The organism is Archaeoglobus veneficus SNP6 (genome assembly GCF_000194625.1).
Lineage (GTDB): Archaea > Halobacteriota > Archaeoglobi > Archaeoglobales > Archaeoglobaceae > Archaeoglobus_C > Archaeoglobus_C veneficus.
Map to the genome: position 1 here is coordinate 812,029 of NC_015320.1, position 22,196 is coordinate 834,224.

The 22,196-nt window shown below is 47.9% G+C and carries 25 protein-coding genes; 6 read left to right on the forward strand and 19 right to left on the reverse strand.

Annotated elements, in window-relative coordinates; translation table 11 throughout:
• Window positions 1–2 precede the first annotated feature (2 nt).
• The 3 genes from ARCVE_RS04670 (at window position 3) to ARCVE_RS04680 (ending at window position 1,865) form a co-directional block, all read left to right on the forward strand.
• Window positions 3–1,013 (forward strand): 50S ribosomal protein L10, encoded by a 1,011-nt coding sequence (locus tag ARCVE_RS04670; RefSeq protein ID WP_013683618.1) that lies wholly within the window; start codon window positions 3–5, stop codon window positions 1,011–1,013.
• 20 nt (window positions 1,014–1,033) lie between these two features.
• Window positions 1,034–1,354 (forward strand): 50S ribosomal protein P1, encoded by a 321-nt coding sequence (rpl12p, locus tag ARCVE_RS04675; protein ID WP_013683619.1) that lies wholly within the window; start codon window positions 1,034–1,036, stop codon window positions 1,352–1,354.
• A gap of 94 nt (window positions 1,355–1,448) precedes the next feature.
• Window positions 1,449–1,865, forward strand: a complete 417-nt coding sequence (locus ARCVE_RS04680) for a hypothetical protein (protein WP_013683620.1) — start codon at window positions 1,449–1,451, stop codon at window positions 1,863–1,865.
• Between the two features lie 26 nt (window positions 1,866–1,891).
• On the opposite strand, the gene ARCVE_RS04685 is transcribed toward ARCVE_RS04680, so the two are convergent.
• The 3 genes from ARCVE_RS04685 to ARCVE_RS04695 are packed head-to-tail and all read right to left on the reverse strand — an operon-like array spanning window position 1,892 to window position 6,967.
• Window positions 1,892–3,451: an Ig-like domain-containing protein gene (locus ARCVE_RS04685; RefSeq protein WP_198002019.1), complete on the reverse strand. Its 1,560-nt coding sequence runs from the start codon at window positions 3,449–3,451 to the stop codon at window positions 1,892–1,894.
• Window positions 3,452–3,500: 49 nt separating this feature from the next.
• Complete coding sequence (locus ARCVE_RS04690; protein ID WP_013683622.1) at window positions 3,501–5,408, reverse strand: type II secretion system F family protein; 1,908 nt, start codon at window positions 5,406–5,408, stop codon at window positions 3,501–3,503.
• On the reverse strand, window positions 5,390–6,967 hold the full coding sequence (locus ARCVE_RS04695; protein WP_013683623.1) for a type II/IV secretion system ATPase subunit: 1,578 nt from the start codon (window positions 6,965–6,967) through the stop codon (window positions 5,390–5,392). The genes ARCVE_RS04690 and ARCVE_RS04695 overlap by 19 nt, the downstream gene beginning before the upstream one ends.
• Before the next feature lie 86 nt (window positions 6,968–7,053).
• Here ARCVE_RS04695 and ARCVE_RS04700 point away from each other — a divergent pair, with 86 nt between their 5' ends.
• Window positions 7,054–7,497, forward strand: coding sequence for a CPBP family intramembrane glutamic endopeptidase (locus ARCVE_RS04700; RefSeq protein ID WP_048085652.1), 444 nt, complete (start codon window positions 7,054–7,056; stop codon window positions 7,495–7,497).
• Here ARCVE_RS04700 and ARCVE_RS04705 read toward each other — a convergent pair.
• The 4 genes from ARCVE_RS04705 to queC all read right to left on the reverse strand — a co-directional run bounded on the left by ARCVE_RS04705 (window position 7,484) and on the right by queC (window position 9,903).
• The gene (locus ARCVE_RS04705) at window positions 7,484–8,167 is read right to left on the reverse strand and encodes a hypothetical protein (protein ID WP_013683625.1); all 684 of its coding nucleotides are present in this window, start codon (window positions 8,165–8,167) and stop codon (window positions 7,484–7,486) included. The two genes, ARCVE_RS04700 and ARCVE_RS04705, sit on opposite strands and share 14 nt — an antisense overlap.
• Before the next feature lie 63 nt (window positions 8,168–8,230).
• The gene (gene queD / locus ARCVE_RS04710) at window positions 8,231–8,593 is read right to left on the reverse strand and encodes a 6-carboxytetrahydropterin synthase QueD (RefSeq protein ID WP_013683626.1); all 363 of its coding nucleotides are present in this window, start codon (window positions 8,591–8,593) and stop codon (window positions 8,231–8,233) included.
• Window positions 8,594–9,310 carry a 7-carboxy-7-deazaguanine synthase QueE gene (locus ARCVE_RS04715; RefSeq protein ID WP_013683627.1) on the reverse strand — a complete coding sequence of 239 codons (717 nt, stop codon included), beginning with the start codon at window positions 9,308–9,310 and terminating at the stop codon, window positions 8,594–8,596.
• The gene (queC, locus tag ARCVE_RS04720) at window positions 9,268–9,903 is read right to left on the reverse strand and encodes a 7-cyano-7-deazaguanine synthase QueC (protein WP_013683628.1); all 636 of its coding nucleotides are present in this window, start codon (window positions 9,901–9,903) and stop codon (window positions 9,268–9,270) included. Before queC ends, ARCVE_RS04715 begins: the two co-directional genes overlap by 43 nt.
• A gap of 45 nt (window positions 9,904–9,948) precedes the next feature.
• Between queC and ARCVE_RS04725 the strand changes: the two genes are divergently transcribed.
• Window positions 9,949–11,007, forward strand: a complete 1,059-nt coding sequence (locus tag ARCVE_RS04725; protein WP_013683629.1) for a TIGR04084 family radical SAM/SPASM domain-containing protein — start codon at window positions 9,949–9,951, stop codon at window positions 11,005–11,007.
• A 5-nt stretch (window positions 11,008–11,012) separates the two neighbouring features.
• Here the strand turns inward: ARCVE_RS04725 and ARCVE_RS04730 are convergent, their stop codons facing one another.
• From ARCVE_RS04730 to ARCVE_RS04745, 4 genes are all read right to left on the reverse strand, one after another.
• Window positions 11,013–11,876 (reverse strand): uroporphyrinogen decarboxylase family protein, encoded by an 864-nt coding sequence (locus tag ARCVE_RS04730; protein WP_013683630.1) that lies wholly within the window; start codon window positions 11,874–11,876, stop codon window positions 11,013–11,015.
• A 65-nt stretch (window positions 11,877–11,941) separates the two neighbouring features.
• Window positions 11,942–12,496 carry a GMP synthase subunit A gene (locus ARCVE_RS04735; protein WP_013683631.1) on the reverse strand — a complete coding sequence of 185 codons (555 nt, stop codon included), beginning with the start codon at window positions 12,494–12,496 and terminating at the stop codon, window positions 11,942–11,944.
• Window positions 12,471–14,393 carry an alpha-amylase family glycosyl hydrolase gene (locus ARCVE_RS04740; protein ID WP_013683632.1) on the reverse strand — a complete coding sequence of 641 codons (1,923 nt, stop codon included), beginning with the start codon at window positions 14,391–14,393 and terminating at the stop codon, window positions 12,471–12,473. Before ARCVE_RS04740 ends, ARCVE_RS04735 begins: the two co-directional genes overlap by 26 nt.
• 279 nt (window positions 14,394–14,672) lie before the next feature.
• Entirely contained in the window at window positions 14,673–16,538 is a 1,866-nt protein-coding gene (locus tag ARCVE_RS04745) for an ATP-binding cassette domain-containing protein (protein WP_013683633.1), read from the reverse strand.
• A 37-nt stretch (window positions 16,539–16,575) separates the two neighbouring features.
• On the opposite strand from ARCVE_RS04745, the gene ARCVE_RS04750 reads away from it, so the two are divergent.
• Complete coding sequence (locus ARCVE_RS04750) at window positions 16,576–16,947, forward strand: ASCH domain-containing protein (protein ID WP_013683634.1); 372 nt, start codon at window positions 16,576–16,578, stop codon at window positions 16,945–16,947.
• Here ARCVE_RS04750 and cmk read toward each other — a convergent pair.
• The 8 genes from cmk to ARCVE_RS04790 are packed head-to-tail and all read right to left on the reverse strand — an operon-like array spanning window position 16,944 to window position 22,195.
• Window positions 16,944–17,468, reverse strand: a complete 525-nt coding sequence (gene cmk / locus ARCVE_RS04755; protein ID WP_013683635.1) for a (d)CMP kinase — start codon at window positions 17,466–17,468, stop codon at window positions 16,944–16,946. The genes ARCVE_RS04750 and cmk overlap by 4 nt on opposite strands.
• Before the next feature lies 1 nt (window position 17,469).
• Window positions 17,470–18,099 (reverse strand): DUF106 domain-containing protein, encoded by a 630-nt coding sequence (locus tag ARCVE_RS04760; protein WP_013683636.1) that lies wholly within the window; start codon window positions 18,097–18,099, stop codon window positions 17,470–17,472.
• Window position 18,100: 1 nt separating this feature from the next.
• On the reverse strand, window positions 18,101–19,576 hold the full coding sequence (gene secY / locus ARCVE_RS04765; RefSeq protein WP_013683637.1) for a preprotein translocase subunit SecY: 1,476 nt from the start codon (window positions 19,574–19,576) through the stop codon (window positions 18,101–18,103).
• Between the two features lie 19 nt (window positions 19,577–19,595).
• Window positions 19,596–20,114, reverse strand: coding sequence for an uL15m family ribosomal protein (locus tag ARCVE_RS04770; protein ID WP_013683638.1), 519 nt, complete (start codon window positions 20,112–20,114; stop codon window positions 19,596–19,598).
• Between the two features lie 5 nt (window positions 20,115–20,119).
• Window positions 20,120–20,575: a 50S ribosomal protein L30 gene (rpmD, locus tag ARCVE_RS04775; RefSeq protein ID WP_013683639.1), complete on the reverse strand. Its 456-nt coding sequence runs from the start codon at window positions 20,573–20,575 to the stop codon at window positions 20,120–20,122.
• Window positions 20,576–20,580: 5 nt separating this feature from the next.
• Window positions 20,581–21,177 (reverse strand): 30S ribosomal protein S5, encoded by a 597-nt coding sequence (gene rpsE, locus ARCVE_RS04780; protein ID WP_013683640.1) that lies wholly within the window; start codon window positions 21,175–21,177, stop codon window positions 20,581–20,583.
• The gene (locus ARCVE_RS04785; protein WP_013683641.1) at window positions 21,174–21,740 is read right to left on the reverse strand and encodes a 50S ribosomal protein L18; all 567 of its coding nucleotides are present in this window, start codon (window positions 21,738–21,740) and stop codon (window positions 21,174–21,176) included. Before ARCVE_RS04785 ends, rpsE begins: the two co-directional genes overlap by 4 nt.
• Before the next feature lie 5 nt (window positions 21,741–21,745).
• The gene (locus ARCVE_RS04790) at window positions 21,746–22,195 is read right to left on the reverse strand and encodes a 50S ribosomal protein L19e (protein WP_013683642.1); all 450 of its coding nucleotides are present in this window, start codon (window positions 22,193–22,195) and stop codon (window positions 21,746–21,748) included.
• Window position 22,196: the final 1 nt, after the last annotated feature.

Below are 22,196 nucleotides of genomic sequence, written 5' to 3' on the forward strand. Positions count from 1 at the left end.
ACATGGCAGCCGTCAGAGGTACACCAAAGCCCTGGAAGGTTCAGGCTGTTGAAGAGGTGAAACGCCTCTTCACGGGTTATCCCGTGGTAGCGCTGGTTAGTTTTAGAGGCGTTACCGCGAGGCAGATGCAGGACATAAGGAGGAATTTCAGGGACTTTGCCGTGATATGGGTTACCAAAAACACACTCATCGAAAAGGCCCTGAGGTCGCTGGGTGGAGACTACGAGAAAGTTCTTGACTACCTCGGCGACCAGATAGCGATCGTCGCAACGCAGCTCAACCCCTTCAAGCTGTACAAGAAGCTTGAGGAGACCAAGGTCCCCTCACCCCTGAAACCCGGTCAGGTTTCCCCTGTTGATGTTGTCGTTGAGAAGGGGCCAACTTCATTCCCACCGGGCCCAGTTATAGGCGATTTGCAGGCCGGTGGCATTCCGGCAGCAATAGAAAAGGGTAAGATCGTTATCGAGGAGACGGTTACGGTTGTAAAGGCAGGAGAGGTTGTAAAACCTGAGGTTGCGAGAGCTCTCGAATTGCTCGAAGTAAAGCCTGTAAAGCTCGGCCTTGATGTTAGGGTGGTTTACGAGAACGGCGTGGTATTTACTCCTGACATGCTTGCGATTGATGCAGGAAAGGTCTTCGAGGACTTTGTCGATGCATACAGAAAGGCACTCAACCTTGCCGTCAACGCTGCCTACGTCGCCCCAGAGACTGCAGAGATCCTCATAGCCAAGGCAGTCATGGATGCAAGGAACTTGGCAATCAACGCAGCAATCTTCGAGAAGGATGTCATCGAGGACATACTCGCTAAGGCTCATGGTGAGATGCTTTCACTTGTATCTCTCCTCCCACCTGAGGCTCTCGATGAAGAGCTCCTCAACCTGCGCTCTGCCGTGCCAGCCCAGGTGAGTGTGGAGGAGAAGAAGGAAGAAGCTGTTGAGGAAGAAAAAGAAGAAGAGGAAGAAGAGGAGAAGGAAGAAGAGGCACTTGAAGGATTTGGTGCCTTATTTGGTTAAGGTAAAAGGAGGTAATGGGTATGGAGTACGTATATGCTGCACTGCTGCTGCACTCAGCCGGAAAGGAGATTACGGAGGAGAACGTTAAAGCCGTGCTGGAGGCTGCGGGAGTTGAGGTAAACGACGCGAGAGTTAAGGCACTCGTAGCAGCCCTCGAAGAGGTAAACATCGACGAGGCAATCCAGAAGGCTGCCCTCGTACCCGCAGCCCCGGCTGCCGCAGCCGCCCCAGCCGCTGAGGCTGCCGCTCCGGCTGCTGCGGAGGAAGAGGCGAAGGAAGAAGAGGAAGAAGAGGAGAAGGAAGAAGAGGCAATCGAAGGCCTCGGAGCCCTCTTCGGTTAATCATTTTTTGTTTTTTATTCTCAAATATTTTTGTTTTTTCAGACTCTGAAGTCGTGGGATTAACCATTATATACTTTGCAGTAAAATATAGTTCATGGGGCAGCATGAGACACGCATCGCTGGTCTGCACTTCAGCGACGCGAGGCCAGCAGTGGGGGAAGAAATTACTATTGCCGGTTACCTGCAGTGGTATGATAGAAAGGCGAAAAGCTGGATGCCTGCAGAGCACAAAAAAGTCTCTCTTTACGTTGACAGCGTAAAGGTAGCAGAAGCAACTACTGATCACTCCGGAAGGTTTGAGTTCAGACAGTCCTTTGGAATAGGAGAACATGGCATTGAAGTCAGGTTTGATGGCATTCCCGGATACGAGGCGAGCCAGGCGAGCAGGAAGATAAAGGTAATTACGGCTCATCAGAAGGAGAGAGTTAGGAAACTCGTTAGGAGCGCAGTGATTATAGGTGTCCTCCTGATATTCGTTTTTATGGTGCTGTCGATCTTCTTCGTTCGGTAGAAATAGAGACTATATTACTATAATTACTATTTATATATTTGAAAAACACAAATGTAATCCGTATACAGCTTGGACTCTCTCCAGTCGTTCTGAACCACTAGAACGGTCATCTTACCGTTGCTGACGTAGTTTTGAATGCTTGAGCCGCTTATTGCCCATCCAAGCCATATCTCCGAGTAATCTGGGGTAAGTACAATTTCCTCGTAACTATCAGCAGTATAGTTCCATAAATATATTGTAACACCATCATCCCACCATCCCAAACCGTATCCATTCCAGTTGATGTATGTCTCATAGACATTTGTGGTACTGATATTATAAAAGTCAAATCTCTGGGCAGCATGGTATCTCCAATCTGCGGTACTCACAAGATACTGCCCGTCATCGTATGTTATATTTGTTGTATTCAATACTATTGTGGGTTCATCTGCACTTCTAGGAACACTCCTGACTTCGTTACCGTACACAAACACAGCCCCATCGGATTTTGCATCATACACAACACCCAGCGGAAACTGAAGGCTAAGCTGTGCTCCACTTTTTACTGTTATGTCGTACCTCACACTTTTGCCAGAACCACAACTGAACGTAACGCTTCCACTTCCAGTATTCGTCGCACTAAAAATGGCGTAGGCTTCTCCTCTTGCATCTGTGTACGTTTTCTGTGGAGAGATGTAGCCAATATTTCCACTAACTGAAACGTCCACTTCCACACCCTTTACAGGGTTATCGTACTCATCAACAACTTTAACTCCTAGAACTACGGTTTCTCCAACGTTTAGTGTGTAGTCGTTGAGAGGGTTCAGCATGTATATCTTCTTCACGGGTTTGCTGACTGTAATTGCTCCTTTGGTGCTTAGAAATACTTCTGAAAAGCTTAATTGCGCCAAACTTGCCTTAATTGTTACAACATTGCCGTTTACCTGAACTGTGTAGTTCTGCGAGCTAAGTGTGGCCCAGAAGCTGGGATTTACGCTTTCGAACGTGATGTTAACGTTCTCAACTGTTGTGGCACCACCAATTGATACGGGAGCAAGAGCTATACTGAGCGATGATGCGGTAGATAGCGAGTCAATCGTCGAGTTGAGGATGACGATTCTAATATCTCCTTCGAGAGCCACACCCTTTGAAACGGTAACGTACGTGCTACCAGCTTTCCTGAAAACTGCGGTATTCTCGATTATTAGACTTTCTCTCGGGTAGAAGTAGTATCCTGGCGTAATCACAATTCTTGATGTAGGAATCTTTTTTTGAACGCTGACCTTCGTCCCATTTGGAAGTATCTTCGTATAGCTGACGTTTATGTAGAATTTCTCTAAACTCAGGCTTGTAGCGGCCTTCGATGGTGTCAGGAGCAGCGGATAGCGGGGATACACCACACCCATGTCGAGCCTGACAGTTTTCGTTGTCTCGGGAACTTCTGCGAGGCTGAGAATCTGCTGTGTTAACTTTTCCATGTGCTCTGCTTCAATCTTTTTGCACAAGTCCGGCACGAGGGTCGTCTGGGCTACGCTGAGAGCTACCATAGATGTCATCAGCACGAGTATGAATCCGAGAATTACTGTAACTCCGCGGTCGTCGTTCATTACGTTTATTATTATCATGATATGCTATAAACCTTTCCGTTCCCGAATTTCAGAGCAGATAATTGAAGAGGATGTACGTAGCAATGAAGAAAACGTACGCATGCTTTAATCCGCTCAAAACTTTACCAGATCCGATTACTCCTGCAATTATCCCTGAAAGAATGCCAACAACGAGGGAAACCTGGTAGAAAGTCTCTTTTATGAGCTCGAAGTTCGGCATAAACGTTACACCTTCTGTAACCACTCCTCCGAAGGCCGAAAGGATGTTGTTTATGAGAATATATATAATCAGGAGAAAGACAAAAATTGAGAGGTAAATTATTATGATATATAGAAGCATACTACTTCGAATCCTTTCTCTCAACCCGACTTCGGCTGACGCAAAGGCAGCAACCGTCTGAAAGGCATCCTTGTATGTTGGCGAAGTTTCGAGGGCTTTCACAGAGATGGGGATAACCTTTGCAATGATTTCACTTCTCACTCTGAGCTCGAGAAGTCTCAGAGCCTTTGTAACAGGCTCGCCCCACTCAATCCGGCGCCTGATTATGTTAATCTCTTTGGAAATAACTCCCAGTTCAATTGTGCTCAGCACTTTGAGTGCTTCTATAATTGACAGCCCTGCCTCATTCAAAATCGCAAGTTCCTTGAATATCTCCGGTATTCTCTTCTCTATCTGTCTTACCGTTCGCTCCCTCAACTCAATAAACAGAATTATTGGTATTGCAGCAGTAGAGAGCGTAACTATCGATAGTTCTCTCAAACTTAGAAATCTCGATGCGATGAATGTAACAAGAATCACGAGAACAGCTATATAGAACAGTACAATTCTGAATCCAATTGTGTATATTGCATCCTCAAATGGATGGAGGAGAGACGATTTTATACGTTTTAAGATTTTCCTGAATTTTCTGACCTTGTATGTACCCATTTTCTGCTCCACTTTCCTCGCAAAAATATCCTCCTCTGCTATGAGAACTCTCTTCTCAGTTCTGGCAGGAGGTACGGGAAGGGACGATTTGATCAGGTATGTGAAAAATACCGTCGCTACAGGCAGTAGTATGAGGATTCCCGTTCTGTATGTGTTGAGCATGTCCTCTCCAACAATCTGCATTACAACGAGAACTATTAGAAGAAATAGCGGGAATAGTAAGAACACAGCAAGGTATGTTTCGGTCATAACACTCAGAAAATCGAGGTAACTCGTGAAGCTGACCTCCTGCTCCTCGAAGAACTCATCCGACTTATTCTTCAGGAATGCGGAGAGATTACCTCCGCCCTTTATTATGAAAATCAAGTCATCAAGAAAACTCGATAGCTTTTCACTTGGCGTAGTATCCCTCACGTGCCTCATGGCACTCAGCAAGTCCTCTTTGAAAACATCTGTGAGCTGTATGATTGTGCCGAACTCTTTGCTGAGTTCTCCAAACATGAACTTCGCTTCTGCAACGGACTTTATCATGTCATATGTCCCTATACCTCCTGCAGCCATTCCGTACATCATGTTAACAGCATGTGGAAGGTAAATGTCGATCTCATTTCTCCTCCTGCTCGAAATGAAAGACGGGTAGGAAAGGATCAGATATTCGACGAGCTTGTACGCCACCACTCCCGATATCAGAACCCACAGAATAGTACATGTACAACAGACCATAGAGCAGTAGGGCATCAGGATATCTCCCAGCCAGGTTCCGCCAAGAAACTGCTGAAGTGCGTAGTAAATTGCTCCTTCAGGGATAAACGCTCTTAAGATAACATATCCAACCAGAGATCCGATAGCAAATGAAAAAATGGAGTAAAATGTCGCGATGGCAAGAAGTCTTTGGACGGTTATGGGCAGTCTTGCAGAGGTTATAACGGACGAAAGGTGTCTGTAGTGTGCTGGCTTTTCCCGTACCTTTTTGCTGTAGTACCTCACAAGTCTTCCAGGAACGAAGAGGGTTATTCGCTCTCTTGCCAATCTCCCACCTCTTCCATTGTCTTCTCAGGGTTCGTGTAGTAGCCGTGAATAAATTCCATTACCTCTTTTAACTCTCTGATTCCTTTTTCTCTCATGCTCTGAAGGAATCTGGCTCTTCTGACGAGTTCTTCAAACACTTCGGAAGTTTCCATCCCCACGAATCTGGCGATTTTTTCGAGTTTCTTTGATTCAGAGATCTGTGAAAAAGAATCTGTTGGGGGTTCCCACTTGAATATCGGGTTTACAAGGAGGTTTTTGTTAACCGGGTCAATTCCGAATATCTCATTTACTTCGAGAGCTCTTCTTTTTCTTACCCCTTCCTTTACCCAGAGGGACTGAACGATCACCGCATCGAGGAACTGAATCATAATTCGGGGAACATTTAGGGGCTCATTTTCAAGCCTGTAAACGAGCTGGTTTATATCCCCTGCATGAAGCGTCGAATAGCATGCATGACCGGTTGACATTGCCTGGAAGAGGGTCAGTGCTTCCCTGCCTCTGACCTCTCCGACTATTATGTAGTCGGGCCTCTGCCTCAAAGCTGCTCGCAGCAAGTCGTACATTGTAATTTCCTGACCTTCCACGCCAAGTCTTGTTACCTCTGCAATCCAGTTGTCGTGTATGAGGTGAATCTCTCTCGTATCTTCGATGGATATGACCTTCGCGTCTGGCGGTATGAACATCATGAGGGCATTCAGTGTAGTAGTTTTACCTGCAGCAGTCTCGCCGATAACCATGAAGTTCAGCTTGTTTTCGACGAGGAGCCAGAAATAGGCGAGCATTATTTCATCCATTGTCCCGCTATCGAGAAGATCTATGGGTGTGTACGGCGTCGCCCTGAACCTTCGAATTGTGAAGGATGATCCTCTTGGCGTTATTTCGCTTCCATAGGTTGCCTGCAGTCTGCTGCCGTCAGGAAGCGTCGCGTCGATGAGCGGGTTTGCGTAGGAAATGTACTTCCCTGCTTTCTGGCAGAGGAGCATGACGTAGTTATCGAGGTCGTTTTTCGAAAAGCGAATGTTAGTGGGCAAGTTTCCGTATTTTCTGTGAAAAATGTATACGGGGATATCGTAGCCGTCACAGGATATGTCTTCGAGGTTCGGGTCGTTAAGCAACCCGTCTATCGGCCCAAAACCGAGAAAGTTTCTGAAAAGGTAATATAACGTCTTCAGAACGAGTTCAGGCTGCATTTCGACTGCATATTCGATTATGAGCTCGTTAAGAATGTCCACTATTATCTCTGCCTTGTCCTCTTCCTCTATGGCGTACTCCTTCAGCACGAGTGTTCGCTTCATATCGTTGTAAAGGACGTTGAGGAGGCCGAGCTCGTCGATTCCTACCGGGGGCTCGATAAGGCAGTACTGGCGTTTCATGTTATCGACATTTTCCCTTATGTGAACCTTGCAGAAGCCGGGGATTATCCAGTATTCATCGATCAGTCTCTCCCCTTCCGGAACTTCGTCCAGAAGCCCGAGCTCAACATCCATTTCTTTGTAAATCGAAATCAGGCTCAGGTAGTAATCGGGAATGTTCTGGGCTGACAAAATTACTGACACCATTATAATGATGCTATTAAATGCTTCTTAAAATACTTGTCGCTGCCCGCTCTGAAAAAGCTTAAAGTCAGGTCGGGTCTATAATGTATATGAATCTCAGGAGCGTACTTTTTATCATCACTGCTGGTATATTCTGTTACCTTGTGAACTACACGTTCCTTAACTTCATGATCACAAACTATAGCTGGGCGTGGGGGGCGATTTTTGGCAAAGGTAGCTGGTGGCTGAACCAACCTCTCTACGTCAGGATACCCTACGTGCTCCTTGTTGCACCCATTTACGAGGAACTCATCCACCGAAGACTCGTAATGCACTTTTTCGTTGCAAGAGGAGAAACAGAACTCGGTCTTCTGATCTCCAGCGCTACTTTTGCCCTTCATCACTTCATTTTCGGCTGGGGCTGGCTCAAGGCCATTGACATGTTCTTCGTGGGCCTCGTCTTTGGAGCGGTCTATGCAGAATACAGGCTTGCCGGAAGCTGGTTATGCCATACAGCTAACAACGGGATGGCTGCAGTATTCATGCTTGCCTGAAAAGTGGCCTGCAGATCCCCTCGAGGGCAGTACCGAGGCTTACGATTGACAGAATGGCGGCTGCTATGGAGAGCATGAAAAGCGACTCCGCAACCTGGACGTCAACCATGTATGCAATGCCAGCAGTGGAGGATAGAAACGTGAAAACGAGAAACAGCTTTAGAGATCTTGTGAGGTCTGCTGGTTCAACTATCACGTTCATTGCCTTTGTGTATTTCCCTATTTTGACGAGGGTTACTGCAATTGAGAGTGCAAGCAGCGTGATGAGGAACGTTGATAACATGCTAATTCGAACTTTCTCGAGAACAAGCCAGAGGACTGCAGTGTAAAAAAGCAGATGTGTAGCCTCTTCGGAGTAGCGGGGAGTGTATCCTGCACGAAACAGTGTATAAAGCAGAATGGTATTGAAAACGAAGACATAGATATCAACTGCGAGAGTCAAGGTGTATTTTACAAGCTGGGGGGAGTTCAGGAGACCTTCAAGGAGTGTACACCCGAAGAGAACTTTGAGCGCAAGAATAATTCCAAGGACTGTTAGCGCGTAAAACGTTTCCCTTACCTTCCAGTTAAGTAGTTCCTTCGCTTCATTGCGAGAACACACGGTTGAATAGTTGAGATACGAAAGAATTAGTGAGATTAATGAGATAATTGTGATTGCAATATCGAACATTATGTTTCTGAAATCGGATAGACTATTAAAGGTTTACGTCCTGTAGAGCCTGTTTTAGTGTCTTTAAGAATCAGGTTCTGGATTACCAGCCTCTGCCCACTTGTCGGGGTTCTCGTAAACCCTAACTCTGACGAGGGAAACACCAGCAGGCAACTTCGACGCAACTTCGTTGAAAATTGCAATGCAGAGGTTCTCGCACGTTGGATTCTCCATAAATTCGTTGATAAGATTGTGGTCGTACTTTTCTATTACTTCTCTGACTATTTTCTTGAGTTCTGCAAAGTCCATCACCATGCCGTTCTTCAGCCTGCCCCTCACAGTGACCTCTACTCTGTAGGTGTGGCCGTGTGTCTTCCCGCATTTTGGATGAGATGGCAGGAAGTGTGCAGCATCGAACGTTTCGCTTACTCCTATCTCAACTTCCATTTACATAACCCCTAAGTACTTGTGAACCTGTGGTATAACCCTCACATCGACACATACCTTCTCCATAAGCACCTTTTGCAGCTCCAGTATTGTTTCTATTCCTCTCTTGCTTGTGCCGAAGACTGGCTGCAGGATGAAACACTCAACGTAGTTCTCAACACTTATGGCGTTGTTTATAACTTCTTCTGCGTCAAACCTTTCGGGAAGAACGAATTTGCAGAACGTGAGTCTGTCTTCTCTGTTCCTCAGGATCCTGAAGCACCTTACTGTGTTCTCAACGAGCTCTTCGTAACCATCTACAATAGCTTCCCTGACTTTAAAGTCTCCGGCAACGAAATCAACGTGTGTAAGTTTTTTAGCCATCTCCGGCAAGCTCATGTTGGTTTCGAGGTAGAACGGCCTTGTTTTCGGTAGAGATGCAATGAAGTCCGCGTACAGAAGTGGCTCACCTCCGGTGAGGCATATCGAGTGGACGTTCCTGTCGAAGAATTCTGATACATATTCTCTGCTCACAGGATTCGGCAATTTCTCACCGGTTATATGGTTTGTGCAGTCCGTAGAATCTGTTGGCGTATCACAGTAAATGCAGTTTAGATTACATCTTGCAAAGCGTACGAAAAGCTGCCTTACCCCTACGAGAATACCTTCGCCCTGTATTGACTCGAAGATTTCTCTTATTTCTGCAAAGCCCTGAATGCTCTCTGCCTGCGAACACATGATTCACACTTCCCGCATGGCTCGTCGTAGCTGTAGTAGCAGCTCCACGTTAGCTCGAATGGAAAGTTCATCGACATACCGAGTTTCACGATCTCTGTTTTGTCAAGCTTTATGAGGGGTGCGTAAACGCTGACCCCGTTTACTATTCTTAGAGCGTCATTCATCGCTTTAACGAACTCCTCGGAGTTATCGGGAAACGTCTGCGCTTCTTCCCCATTGAAGCCTACCACTACGGCATTACACCCCATAGACTCCGCGAAAGCTGCTGCTATTGATATGAAGACCATGTTACGGTTGGGCACCCAGACAGCCTTTGCTGTCTCTTCGGCAACTGCTTCAAGTATTTCCTCGCTAACCTCTGGTATTCTGCCCTCTGTCAGACCGCTGCTGAGATTTGCAAGCCATGGAAGCTCTATCACTTTATGTGCTACGCCGTAGTATTTGCAGAGCTTTCCTGCATATTCGATCTCCTTCTTTGCTGCCATCTGGCCGTAGTCGAAGGTCAAAGCGAGCTCAATGCTCCCTTCCTGTAGCGCCTTTGCCATTGCAACGCCAGAATCCATCCCACCACTGAGCACGGCTACGAATTTCATTCAAATCACCGTTTGGCTTTTTAGCCCACCACTCAACGTGAGGTCATGCTTTACATAGTTTTCCTCACCGCACGCTGCAACCTCGTATGCAGGTACTGCGGGGGCAGCATCGATGAGTCCGTAATGCCCCCTGAGCCGACGTATTCCATCGAAGAGCTTCGCAGGTTTGTAGAGAATGACCCTCATCCCATCATAGCCTTCTACGGTGGAGAGCCCCTTTTGAGAATCGACCTCTTGGAGAAGATAATGGATAACATATATGCTGAACACTATGTGCTGCAGACGAACGGATTGCTTCTCGACAGGCTGAAAGAGGAACACCTCAGCAGACTTTCGACGATACTTGTTTCCATAGATGGTATTAAGGAGGTTACGGACTTCTACAAGGGCAGGGTTTACGATAGGGTGATGGAGAATGTTGCGATGATTCGAAAGCGTTACAGCGGCGAACTAATCGCGAGGATGGTGGCGTGCGAGAAAACGGACATCTTCAGGGATGTCGTACACCTCCTTCAGCACTTCGATTACGCTCACTGGCAGCTCAACGCTGTGTGGAGCCCCGATGGCCTGTGGAGCGACTTTGGTGGCTGGGTGAGAAAGTACAATGCTGGAATAACGAGGCTCGTTGACTTCTGGCTTGAGAGTATGAAGAAGGGAACAGTCGAGGGAATAGTTCCATTCCTTGGTGTTCTGAAGGCTCTGATGTTCGAGCCAAACACCTCCCCACCATGTGGTGCGGGAACGAACGCCTTTGCCATTACGACCGACGGCAGAGTCGTTGCATGCCCCATATGTGCAGACTTTGAATGGAACGTCTTGGGAACTCTACAAGACGACGTATTCGGCCTTCCACGGGTTGAAATCCTTGAACCATGCAAAAGTTGTGAGCTGAAGAGTGTATGTGGGGGCAGGTGTCTGTTCTTCAACAGGGAAAGGCTGTGGGGCGACGAAGGCTTTAACCTCGTTTGTTCGACTGCAAGACACCTTATCCACGAAATTATGAAGGTTAGACAGGAGATAGAAGAACTCGTTGACACTGGTGTGATTGATGCCAGTGACCTTTTCTATCCAAAATACAACAATACGACCGAGATAATTCCTTGAGACTATTAATCTTTATTCAGTCGTTCTTCAGCTTCCCGGGCTGCTCTTACAGCAGCCCTGAGGGTGGCAAAGCCTGTGTGATAAGGCACTTCACCGTCTGGAGAGAAAACGAAGTTTCCTGCTGTAAGCCCCTCCTCAACGCATCTTTTTGCCTCCTCTTCAGCCTTCTCCTCATTCCAGTTCTTCATCCTTTCTGCACTGATGTTTCCAAGGAGTGTTAAACTGCAGCGCTTTCTGACTTCAAGAATACTTTCCTTGCTGCTAACTATCGCAGCACTGAAGCCTGCTTTTTCGATGAGTTCTGCAATTTCTGCAATTCTGCCTCCTGCGTAGCAGACATCTTTCCATGCAAGCTTTTCCACCCTTTCTATGCTTTTCGGCGTCCTGTCTTCTTCATTGCTTTCGTCGAAGAGGATAACCATGTCTGCTCCTTCCTCGAACTGCCTCTTAATCCATTCGGAGCAAAAGGGAAGAAGTCTCTCAGCAAGCCTCAGCTTAGCCTCACCTTTGAGGGTTGAAAGCATGGATGCAAGCTTTAAGGGTGAGAGGCATGCCCCAACGACGAAATCCTCTTCTGAGAGCATGGATATTGCTCTTAGCATCGCCGATGCGAACTTTCCTTCTTCTCCAACTTCGAGGGCGTCGATGTCTTCTTCGCTCATAACAAGTGGCTGAGGTTCTCTCGTGTACTTGGAGAGAAAGAACTCAACCTCTACTCCGGGCACCGCTGCATATAAGCAATCATGGCCCAGCATGCGCTGGAGGAGTTTCTGGCCCATGAATATGCTGTGAGCTGATGAAAAGTACATCCTCCTTCCTATCCCAAGTGCCTTGGCTCCGTGGTATGGTGCGAATATATAAACTTCCACGCTGCCAGAAACCACTACGTGTTAATAAATTTTAAGGTTGAGAGAATAATTAGGACTGATACTTACTACCTTTTGCATATCTTTATAAAGTTGCGGTAGAAGTCAACGCCCCTTTCGGTGTGGTACACCTCCGGGTGCCACTGGACACCGTATATTGGTTTTTCTTTGTGTCTCATGGCCTCTATTTTACACACGTCGGATTCTGCAAGGTGCTTGAAGTCTTCGGGCATCTTTTTAACCTCATCTGCGTGGCTTGCCCATGCTTTGAGTTCCTTCGGGAGTCCCTCGAAAATTTCGTCCTCCTCGACTATTCTGACATTCACCTCAGCATAACCTCCGACCTGACCCTTTCCGACCTCACCGCCAAAGACCTTGGCGAGGAGCTGGTGTCCGAGGCATATCCCGAGAATCGGAACGTCGAGTTCTTTAACATAGAGTTCACAGTTTCCAGTTCTCTCCAGGCTTGGCCCTCCTCCGAGGACTATGCCGTCAGCATCCTTTATTTGCTCAACTGGCGTCGTGTTCTCGATAAGCTTCGATTCCACACCAAGGTCACGGAGGGTTCTGTGGATGAGGTGATTGTACTGCCCGTAGTTATAGACAACGTATATTTTCACCATCGTCCCCCACATTACGCACTACAGATATCAATTTTTCGATGGTAGGGGCATAGCTCTGCTTCGATCTTGTAGAATGACGTCCAAAACAGAATGGGAACCGTTCTTGGACTCTGACTTGCATTTTAGCAGAGTCCACTGAACTCGAGCTTCTTTCAACTGTATGGCCAGGACCGAATACCTGTACCTCCATCGGTTTTAGGTTGGCGTATAGTGCACGGACACCTCCAGTCTCAACAACCTTTGACTGCCCCTTCGTTCCAAAGTTGCTGTAAAGAATTGTGTAGACCTTGCCTTCTGGATTTAAGGCGAAGTCGACGAGCACGTAGCCACTCCAGTTATCGTTACTTGTGTTTGCGATGGTAACTACCTCGCTGTCATTCAGAATGCGGGAGAAAGCAAGTATGCCAGACTGCGTTGTAGATATACCAAAGCCCTTGCCATCACCCGAAACTTCCCTGAAGTACTGTCTTCCATATCTAAGCGCTGCATAGGTACTTCTAAGCTTGGAAATCTCCTGAACAGCTTTGTAGAAAGGATGTTCCTCATTAAATGCATTCGGCTTTCCCCATAGAGCTTCGCGAACACTCAAATCTCTATTTCCGCTCCCATGCAACCCCTGCTCTGTGCCATAGTATATGCATGGTATGCCCTGCAGGGCGAAAAGGCATGCGATGCCCATGGTTAGCTGTGCATCGTATCTGCCGTCTCCGGGATAAAAACGGGAATGCTGGTCGTGATTGTCGAGAAATGTAACAAAGTAACGACTGCTCTCGCCATGAGAGCAGAGTAGCCCCCTCTGAACTTTCTTGCGATGCTCGAACATTCTGGCAAGCTCCGAAGGTGGGAGAAATCCCTTAACGACTGCTGGGAGTCTGTGGAAGAGGGGGAAATCTAGGGCAGCATCAACACCGATCAGATCATCGGCATCAGTAGCGCTCCTCCCAATGTACCTTGCTATCTTCTCCTCATTATCCCAGACCTCGCCAAAGGTGAAGAAGTTCCTCTTTCCAATGCTCAGTGCAAATTCTCGCATCGCATTGCCGAATATGCGGGCAAAGTAGCGCTCAACGTACTTCAGCGTGTCAATTCTGAAACCATCTATATCGAACTTTGCTATCGCATACTGGTACGCTTTGATTAGAATGTCGCGCACCGGGTGATAATAGCCCCGCTCTGGCGTTATTTCTGCGTATTCTGTCACGAACTCCTTCAGGCTTTCGAAATCGCCTACATTGCCTCCTTTTCCCTGTCTTCTGAAGTACCTGTTGCGGCGGAGCTCATCTGGATATACGGCAGCATCTCTGTGACACTTTTTTGGAGCGTCCTCCCATCGCCCCTTGCCTTCTTCATCCCGCCAGTAAATTCTGTAGGGGTAACCTCTCCACGGAGCTGAATGCCGATGTCCTTCGTATTCAAAAACATCTCCAGCATGATTGAGAACAACATCGAGTATGACGTAGATGCCTCTCGCATGCGCTTCATCGATGAGTTGCTGTAGGTCCTCTTCACTACCGAACCGGGGATCTATTTCGAGAAAATTCTGAATGCCGTAGCCGTGGTAGGTGGCATCATCATACTGGCAGTTCTTGAAGACGGGGGACAGCCATATTGCTCCAACCCCAAGCCGTTCGAGATATCCAAGCTTGCTTTGAATTCCTTTAAGATTTCCACCTTGAAACACTCCACATTCAGAATTCCACTCGTGCTTTGGCTCTTCAGAGCTGTTGAATCTGTCAACCATTATGAAGTATATCCAGGTATCTCTCCAATCCTCGGGAGATGGAAATGGCTTTGGAATTTCTCTGATTTCTCCATTAACCAGCACTCTCTCTTTATGCCTCGATTTTGCTTTTTCAATAACTTCTCTAATCTTGGGATCCCGGATTGAGGACAGCATTTTTGATGCTTTGTTTTAACTCAATAAAAAGTTTTTGGAAATTTTAATATTTAATACTAAACATAACTATTTGGATAGATATGCAGAGCAACTACAGTTCAATCAACTCTGAACTAAATTAGTAGTAAAAGGAGGCTCTATCTGCTATAAATCAGAAAAATAAACCACCGGCGAAAACTATATCTTAGCCTTCAAAGAACCTGCAAATCTCGTCGAGACTTTTGCCACCCCTCCCTTTTCTGCTTGCAGTATTGATCTTTTTAGTTCAACTGTGTCGGCTCACGTTATGCTTTCCATCACCCCTCCGTATCCGACGTACAGAATTCTGTCGGGTGAGAGAGCATCTATTACCTCTTTTCTGTGGGTTACTGCAATCAGAGTTATTCCTGCATCTCTTGCAAGTTCAGAAATCTTTCTCGCAACTCTTACTGCAGTCATTTCGTCGAGGTGGGCTGCGAACTCGTCAACGAGCATCAGGCTCGGTCTCTTTGCAAGGCATAACGCGAGCTTGAACCTCTCTTTCTGCCCTGTAGATAGTTCACCGAATCTTGCCCTGTAAAGCACCGCATCAGATATTCCAGCCCTGTTCAGAACCTCGACTGCGAGAAATATGTCCTCTGTAATCTCATAGATGAGTTCCAGGATGCTCTTTTCCCCCACTTCAGGCTCGAACTCAGACGGAATCAGTACTGCAACGCTGTCCGCTACAACTTCAACCTTTCCGCTGCTTGGTCTGTACGCTTCGCCTTCGAGATTCATGGCACTGCCTGCAATCAGCCGCAGGAGAGTGGTTTTTCCAGACCCACTCGCTCCAACGACTGCAACAACTTCTCCCGGCTTTATTTCGAAGTTGACATCTCTCAGGACGTACCTCTCCACAACTCTCTGCTTAACACCGAAGGATTCGAGCACTTTCCTAACGTCTCCTTTCACATCGTCGAGGTCGAGAAAGCTGCGGAAGAGCTTTGATACACCTTCAAACCTGAGCTTTTCCAGCTTTTTAACCTTTCCATAGCGCGAAACACATAGCCTGCCTCCATGCCTTCTCGCAATCTCGTCGCTCTCGAGGAACTTCTTTAGGTACATCTCAGCCTCTTTGCTAAGAGGTTTGTAGAGCACGGGCTTACCGGATGCGGTATCCCAGACGTAGTAAAAGCCTGCCTTCTCAAAGAACGGGTTAAACCTGGCCATCTGGGCTATCGTCTCTACGAGGTGCTTCTTCATCCGCATTTCCGGGATTCTCCTCTCGCTTATCCATTCGACCGCAGTCCTTACAGCAAAGGCTCCAATACCATCTGCTCTGTAGTCTGGATGAACGACGACTCTTGCTATGCGTGAGGCTGCCGAATTGCATCTCTTCATCGCTTCCTTGCTTGCCTTTTCCCAGAGCTTGTGTCTCGCGATTTTAAGGGAGTATTTCTTTCTGAGCTCGGAAAATAGCTCTCTGAATACGTTCTCTGGTGAGAAAACGTTCTCAAACCACTCTTCTGGAAACACTTTCTCTCTGATGTTCTCAACAACTTCTCCATCAATTTTCCTGTGCATCAGCGGTACTGGTGGGTCAACCCTGACGTATGCGACGACTTCTGGCTCATAGGGCTGCCTGTCGAGCAGCTCGAAGATCAGAAAGCGCGAGGCAGGCGTTGAGCCCTTAATTTCGACGATGTGGACGTTTCTGCTTCCGCACTCGCATTCCGGTTTTGTGTTCGCTTCGATTAGCGTCCCGCAGTCGTAGCACTTCCAGAGCGCTACTTTGCTTTTCTGACTTGCGTAGTGATACTGCTCGAGTTCTGCTATTTTCTCGAAATCTTTCTCGTAAATGGCCTCTCTCGCGAGTATCCTGTACCTGTACACCTCCTTACCGAAACTGAGTCTTGGAAGCTCAATTTTCTTCGAAAAAACTTCCCATACCTTTATTTTATCTTTACCGTAAATCCTGTACAGCTCGTAATCGTCGAAAAAGAGGATTTTTCTTCCGTGCACATCCTTTGGCTCGCCCTTGATTACTATCTCTACTTCATCACCCTCAAAGAGCCAGGCAGCGATGCCAGACATGTAGAGTGTAAGTCCGTTGTCAAGTTCGACGACGCCAAACCATCTGTGGCGGTGTTTGGGGAGTTCGTGAGAAACAACCTTTGCTCGCATCGAAACATTATTTTTCTCCAGCAGATAAACATTTTTCGTGAGAGGGCTCATAATCAGACAACCCTTTGCCTCTATGATTGTAAGAGGCATTAAAAAGTGGGAAATAAGGAGGAGGAAAACTAGCGTCAGAGGAGACGTTCTAATTATCTGCAATGGATTCGCCATAGGTAGAGCTAAGCTCGTTGACGTTCTCGGCCCGTTCAGCGTTGATGAACTCATGAAATACCAGGACTATCACAGAGTCGACGAGGAGTTTTTAAGGGAGTATTCCGGGGGAAGGAAGCTCTATGCGTGGGTCTTCGAAGAACCGGAAGAGTTCCGGGAGAAGGTAAAGGTTGAGATTCCGAGAGGGGCTCAGGTGTGGGTAAGGCTGGAAAAGTGGGCTGAAAAGGAGAAGTTAAGGGATTAACATCCAAACTCTTCGGCAGCCCTGAGTATTAATTCAGCAATCGTCTCAGCCGAGAAGCAGGCTGAGTTTATCACAAGGTGGTAAATACTCCAGTCGTCTATATCTATACCGTAGTACTTCCTGTACCTTCTCCTCTCGTACTCCTCTCTTTTCCTCGTTTCGTGCCTCACCTGCTCGATGCTCTTCTTCTCTCTCTTTGCTATCCTTGCGAACCTCGTTTCTTCGTCGGCATAGATGAGGACTTTCAGGGCGTCTTCCACCATCCAGCCGGAAAGCCTACCCTCTACGACTATGTTGTCCTCTTTTTCGGCGATTTCCTTCTGGGTTCTGTCTATGTATATGTCGATTTCTTCGTTCTCGTCGGCAATTTTGCTGAACTCCTCCAGCGTGCAGCCTCTCTCCCTTGCAAGCTGTCTAAAGATCTCTCCTGCTGAGATAAGCTTGAATCCCAGCCTGGAGGCGACGATCTTCGCAACGGTGCTCGTTCCACTTCCGGGCGGTCCAGAAATCGTGATCTTCATGCTACCCCAGCTTGAAGACCTTTTTTATGAACTGGGAGAGCAGTACGGAGCACATGAAATACCAGAAAATCCACCAGGGCAGAATAAAGATGGGTTCACTCACGTGAATAGTTCCGCTGAAAGGAACGGTGACCATAAACTTGCTCTCAAGACCGTAGTAACCCTTGTAATGCACTTCTGGTGTTATATCGTAGATCCTCACCCAGAGCCAGTAGAAGATGGGGAGTGTTACAACGACGGTGTAGAACATCGACCTGAACTGCATACCCATCATTTCACCCTGCAGCTTCTGAATTTCTGGGCGTTTTTCCTCGAGCTTCTTCAGCTTGTACTGGTTGTTCTGCTTCATGGCCTCCATGTATTCCTTCTGGAATGCCAGAACCTTCTCGTGTATCTCTTTGAACTTCTGCATGTCCACTGCATACTTCTGGATTATCGAGGAGTATGTTGCGGTTATGGATGCGAGAATGAAGATGACGACGTGGATAGGAAGAGCAAGCAGTGGGTCGAGTAGTGGTGCGACAGAGTTTGCAAGGGAGTACCTGAAGTCTGCACTGAAAACACCAAACATGAATAGGAGACCAAGTCCGATAAGCAGACTGTCTACTACCTGTTTGAGCTTCCCTTTCATGCTACTCCTCACCTATGATCTTCCTAATCATCGGATGCATCTCTGTAACCTGTTCCTTCGCCAGGTCTTCATAGAACCTGTACGCAATGCTTACTGCAAGCAGCAGTCCAGTTCCGCTGACGTTTCCTATGGTTCCAAGCATGTTGGCTACGAGAGTGAGCACACCTATTGCGGCACCACCGATAATCGTAACCTTCGGAATGTATCTGCTGAGAACCCTCTCGAGTACTTGTGGACTCTTGCGGAAACCTGGAACCTGCATTCCTGACCTTGCAAGCTGCCTTGCAACAGTCTTTGCATCCATGCCTGACGTCTGCACCCAGAATATGGCGAAGAGAATACCGCCAGCAATCAGGATCGTTGCATCGACGAAGAGGTGCAGGATTATCAGCCAGTCTGGCATGTCTGCAAAGTACGGGCTCTGCTTTACGAGAGCAGGTACCCAGTCGTGGGGACTTCTGACGGGTGAAAGCAGGTACATTATCCCGCTGATTGGCTGCGAGCCTACGTACTCACCGAATATCGTTATTCCCTTCTGGTAGAGTACCATTCCCATTACCTGAATGTTGGCCTGCAGCGCTCTGACGAAAATCATTGGCAGGACGCTGGCATAGATGAGCTTTATCGGGAAGCGCCCTCTTGCACCTCTCACAAGTGAGTGGGCGAGAGGTATCTCGACACGGGTTCCTTCAGCGAACACGACGAGCAGAATTATTGCTATCGTTGTTATCAGCGCGAGTATTCCGCCTTCGATCAGCAGAAATCCGATACCGCTTGCGGTGAGCAATTGTTCTGGCGGAATGTTCTGCGCAATCCATATCCACCTCGGTATTATTCCGGCAGGCATCGTGCTGCCGGCAGGAACAATCCAGTTGAACAGTCCGGTGATTATGGACTGCGAGATTCCTGCGAGGATGAACAGGCTGACACCGCTGCCGATACCCCATTTCGAGACAACCTCATCCATGTATACGATGAGCAGACCACCTATGAAAAGCTGGAGAAAGATGATGAATGAAAGGGCTCCTGGAGACACGCCAAGCATTGAGGCAACGTCAAGATTTGGTTTGAGAAATCCGCCAAGAATCTGTGGGAGCGCTTCAAGCGCAATCATAACTATAACGAGAAACCTCTGGAAGTCCTGGTATGCAGCCCTGTCGTCTGGATTTGTCAGGTCAAGCTTAATTATTCCCGCTCCAACTAGGAGCTGCAGGATAATTGAAGCTGTAACGATAGGACCAATACCAAGAGCTATTATAGAGCCGGTTGCACCGGCAAAGAAGGCACGATATCTCTCAAATATGTCTATCGATTCGGGAGACAGGCCGAATACGGGAACGTTGGAAAGAGCGAAATACAGGAGGAGAATCGCGAGCGTCCACGCAAACTTCTCCTTAAAAGGGACATGGGCTTTTGGCCTTTCAACACTTGGGATTTTCTCAAAATAAGGTTGAAGTTTCCTGATTATTTCATCCATCCCTCCGCCTCCGCCTGAGCTACGCTTCTACACTTCCGCCTACCTGCTGTATCTTCTCGGCTGCTTTGGGCGTTGCGTAGTCCACGATAACCTTCACCTGCTTTGTTATCTTGCCAGCTCCGAGGAGCTTGGTGTATCCGAGTTCTGACAGGTCGATGGAGTAGGTTTCTCCTTCCTTGGCTGCTATGCCAAGCTCCACTAATCTGTCGAGTATGATGTCGAGGTCTCCCACGTTAAGCTCGGGACGTGAAGCGAGGAACTTGTAGGTGTAGTCGTCAAGTTTTCCTTCGTCCTTAAGCTCTCTGAGTCTCTCCTTTACTGCCTGAGCCATCCTGTAGTCTGCTCTGACAGTCTTTGGTCTTGTAAAGCCGTACTTGCCTATTTCATAGCCGATCTTTATCGCTCTCAGGTACTTATGCTTGAACATGCCTGCGTTTCCCGCGCCACCTCTGCTACCCCTACCACTCCTGTTGTTCTTGTGGGATCCGCCTCCGCATGTGCGGGAGCCTCTGAATTTCTTAACTTTCTTCTTTGGCATTATACTCACCTCATCTTGTAAAGCAGTTTGGCAATATCACCGTGACGACCGAGGTCGCCGAAGGGGTAATGCCACTTTATGTTCTTCAACCCACCCCTCGGCGGGTGAAGCCTGAACACGGGCTTTAAGCCCGGCACATCCTTAAGGCTCGCCTTCCCCTCCACAACAGCCTTTGCGAACTCGTCTATCGAGTTGAACTGCGTGTTCTCTTTGATGTACTCGTCGGTCAGTGGCTTGTTACCCACGAGCCTGCCCCTTCTCCTGAGCAGCATCGCAAGGGTTTCTGCATCTATTTCGCCGTATGCAACGTAGTCCTTAACGACGTTGAGCATACCTCTGTACGACGGCGTGTCCGGAATTACTACGCAGTGGTACTTCTTGTGAAGGCGGAGCATCGCAAGGGTTTCTTTAATCTTTCTGTCGACGTCAACACTACCTCTCATCCTCACAACTGCAAACACTTCAATCACCTCTTGACATACATCGTTTGTTTAAGCGCTTCATATGTTGCTCTTGCGAAGTTTATCGTTGTTTTCGTGCTACCCTTGGTGAAAGTCCAGACGTCTTTAACGCCTGCAAGCTCGAGTACCTTCTTGGCGACATCTCCTGCAACGAGGCCAAGGCCCTTGGGGCCTGGAATGAGAGTTACACGAACACTTCCAGCGCTACCAGTGACCTTGCACGGAATTGAGTGCTCCATACCGCAGCCGCACTCCCATGAACCGCAGCCGCGCTGAACTTTGAATATGTTGATCTTCGCATTGTTGATGGCCTTCTGTATCGCTGGAGCCACCTGAGAGGCTTTGCCAACTCCAACACCCACGTAACCGTTCTTGTTGCCAACGACAGCAGTAACTCTGAACTTCGTTCTCCTGCCACTGTCTGTCATGCGCTGCACCATTGCAATTTCGAGGACTTCGTCTTCGAGCTCGGGAAGAAGAACATCAACTATCTCTGGCTCCTTGAGCGGCAACCCGCTGGCTATCGCTTCATCTATCGTTTTAATCTTACCATCTGCTACGAGCTTCCCGAGCCTCGTTCTCGGTACCCATTCCTCGATCATTGCACCATCTCCATTATCTTGCTCTTTATCTCATCAACATGAGCCGGCAGGTCGGAGGGCTTCAGACCCCTCCTCTCATACTCCGCAAACTTCTCTGGAGCCTCTTCGTAGTAGGCTGCTATGTGCTCACCCATGATGCGTGAATCGTCCGGGAACACCTCCGGGCTGTGCGGGACATCAAGCCCGCCTTCAACGGCTCCGCGAAGCACGGCAAAGACTCTTGAACCCCTTGTTGGGGCGTGGAGTCCTATGTCGAGGACTGCTTCGCTTACGCCCTTCGAAAGTGCCTTCTTTGCTATCAGCAGCCCGGTCAGGTATGCTGCAGGAGTGTTGTTTAAATCACCCTTCCAGCCGAACTGAGGGAGCATTGACGAATCAGCAGCGGCGATAACTCTATCCCCCTCAGGGCTGTACTCGACGACCTGTGCGATTATTCTCTTATTCGTTACTCTGACCACCAGTCTCGGCTTTCTTGAGAGCAGGAGCTTGAGTCTTTTCTTGTAGTTTGTTTTCCCTTCCCTTCTCCTTCTGAATTTGACCCTGTATCTCGGTCCTCTTGCCAATTAAATCACCCCTTAATCAAACCCTGTGTCTGGAGATAAGCGTTAAGGTGAGCAACGCTTCTGAATTCCCCACCCTTCGCCTTTCTATACAGCAGGCGGTACGTTCTTCTGTCTATAATCTCTGCATCTCTCAAGAACTTGAGCCTCCTTCTTATAGCTCTGATTCTTGTTATCCAGAGTTCCTTCGACGGCATCCTTGCGCCCTTCTTACCCTTCCTGCTTCCGTGACCTCTTCTTCTGCCCTTTCTCCTCTGGAGCTTTCTTGCGTTTATTCTTGCTCTGCTGATACCCTTTACGGGCTTTCTCTTTATTACGCCCTCTTCTATGAGCTTCCTTATGTCGTCTTTCGTTGCTGCTGCCGCTATGTCGTCGAGGGCGTTCGGGTCCATCCACACGCGGTTCTCACCGCAATCGAGCAAACTTGCTGCAAGCCTTCTTTGTAGCCTCAAATCCATA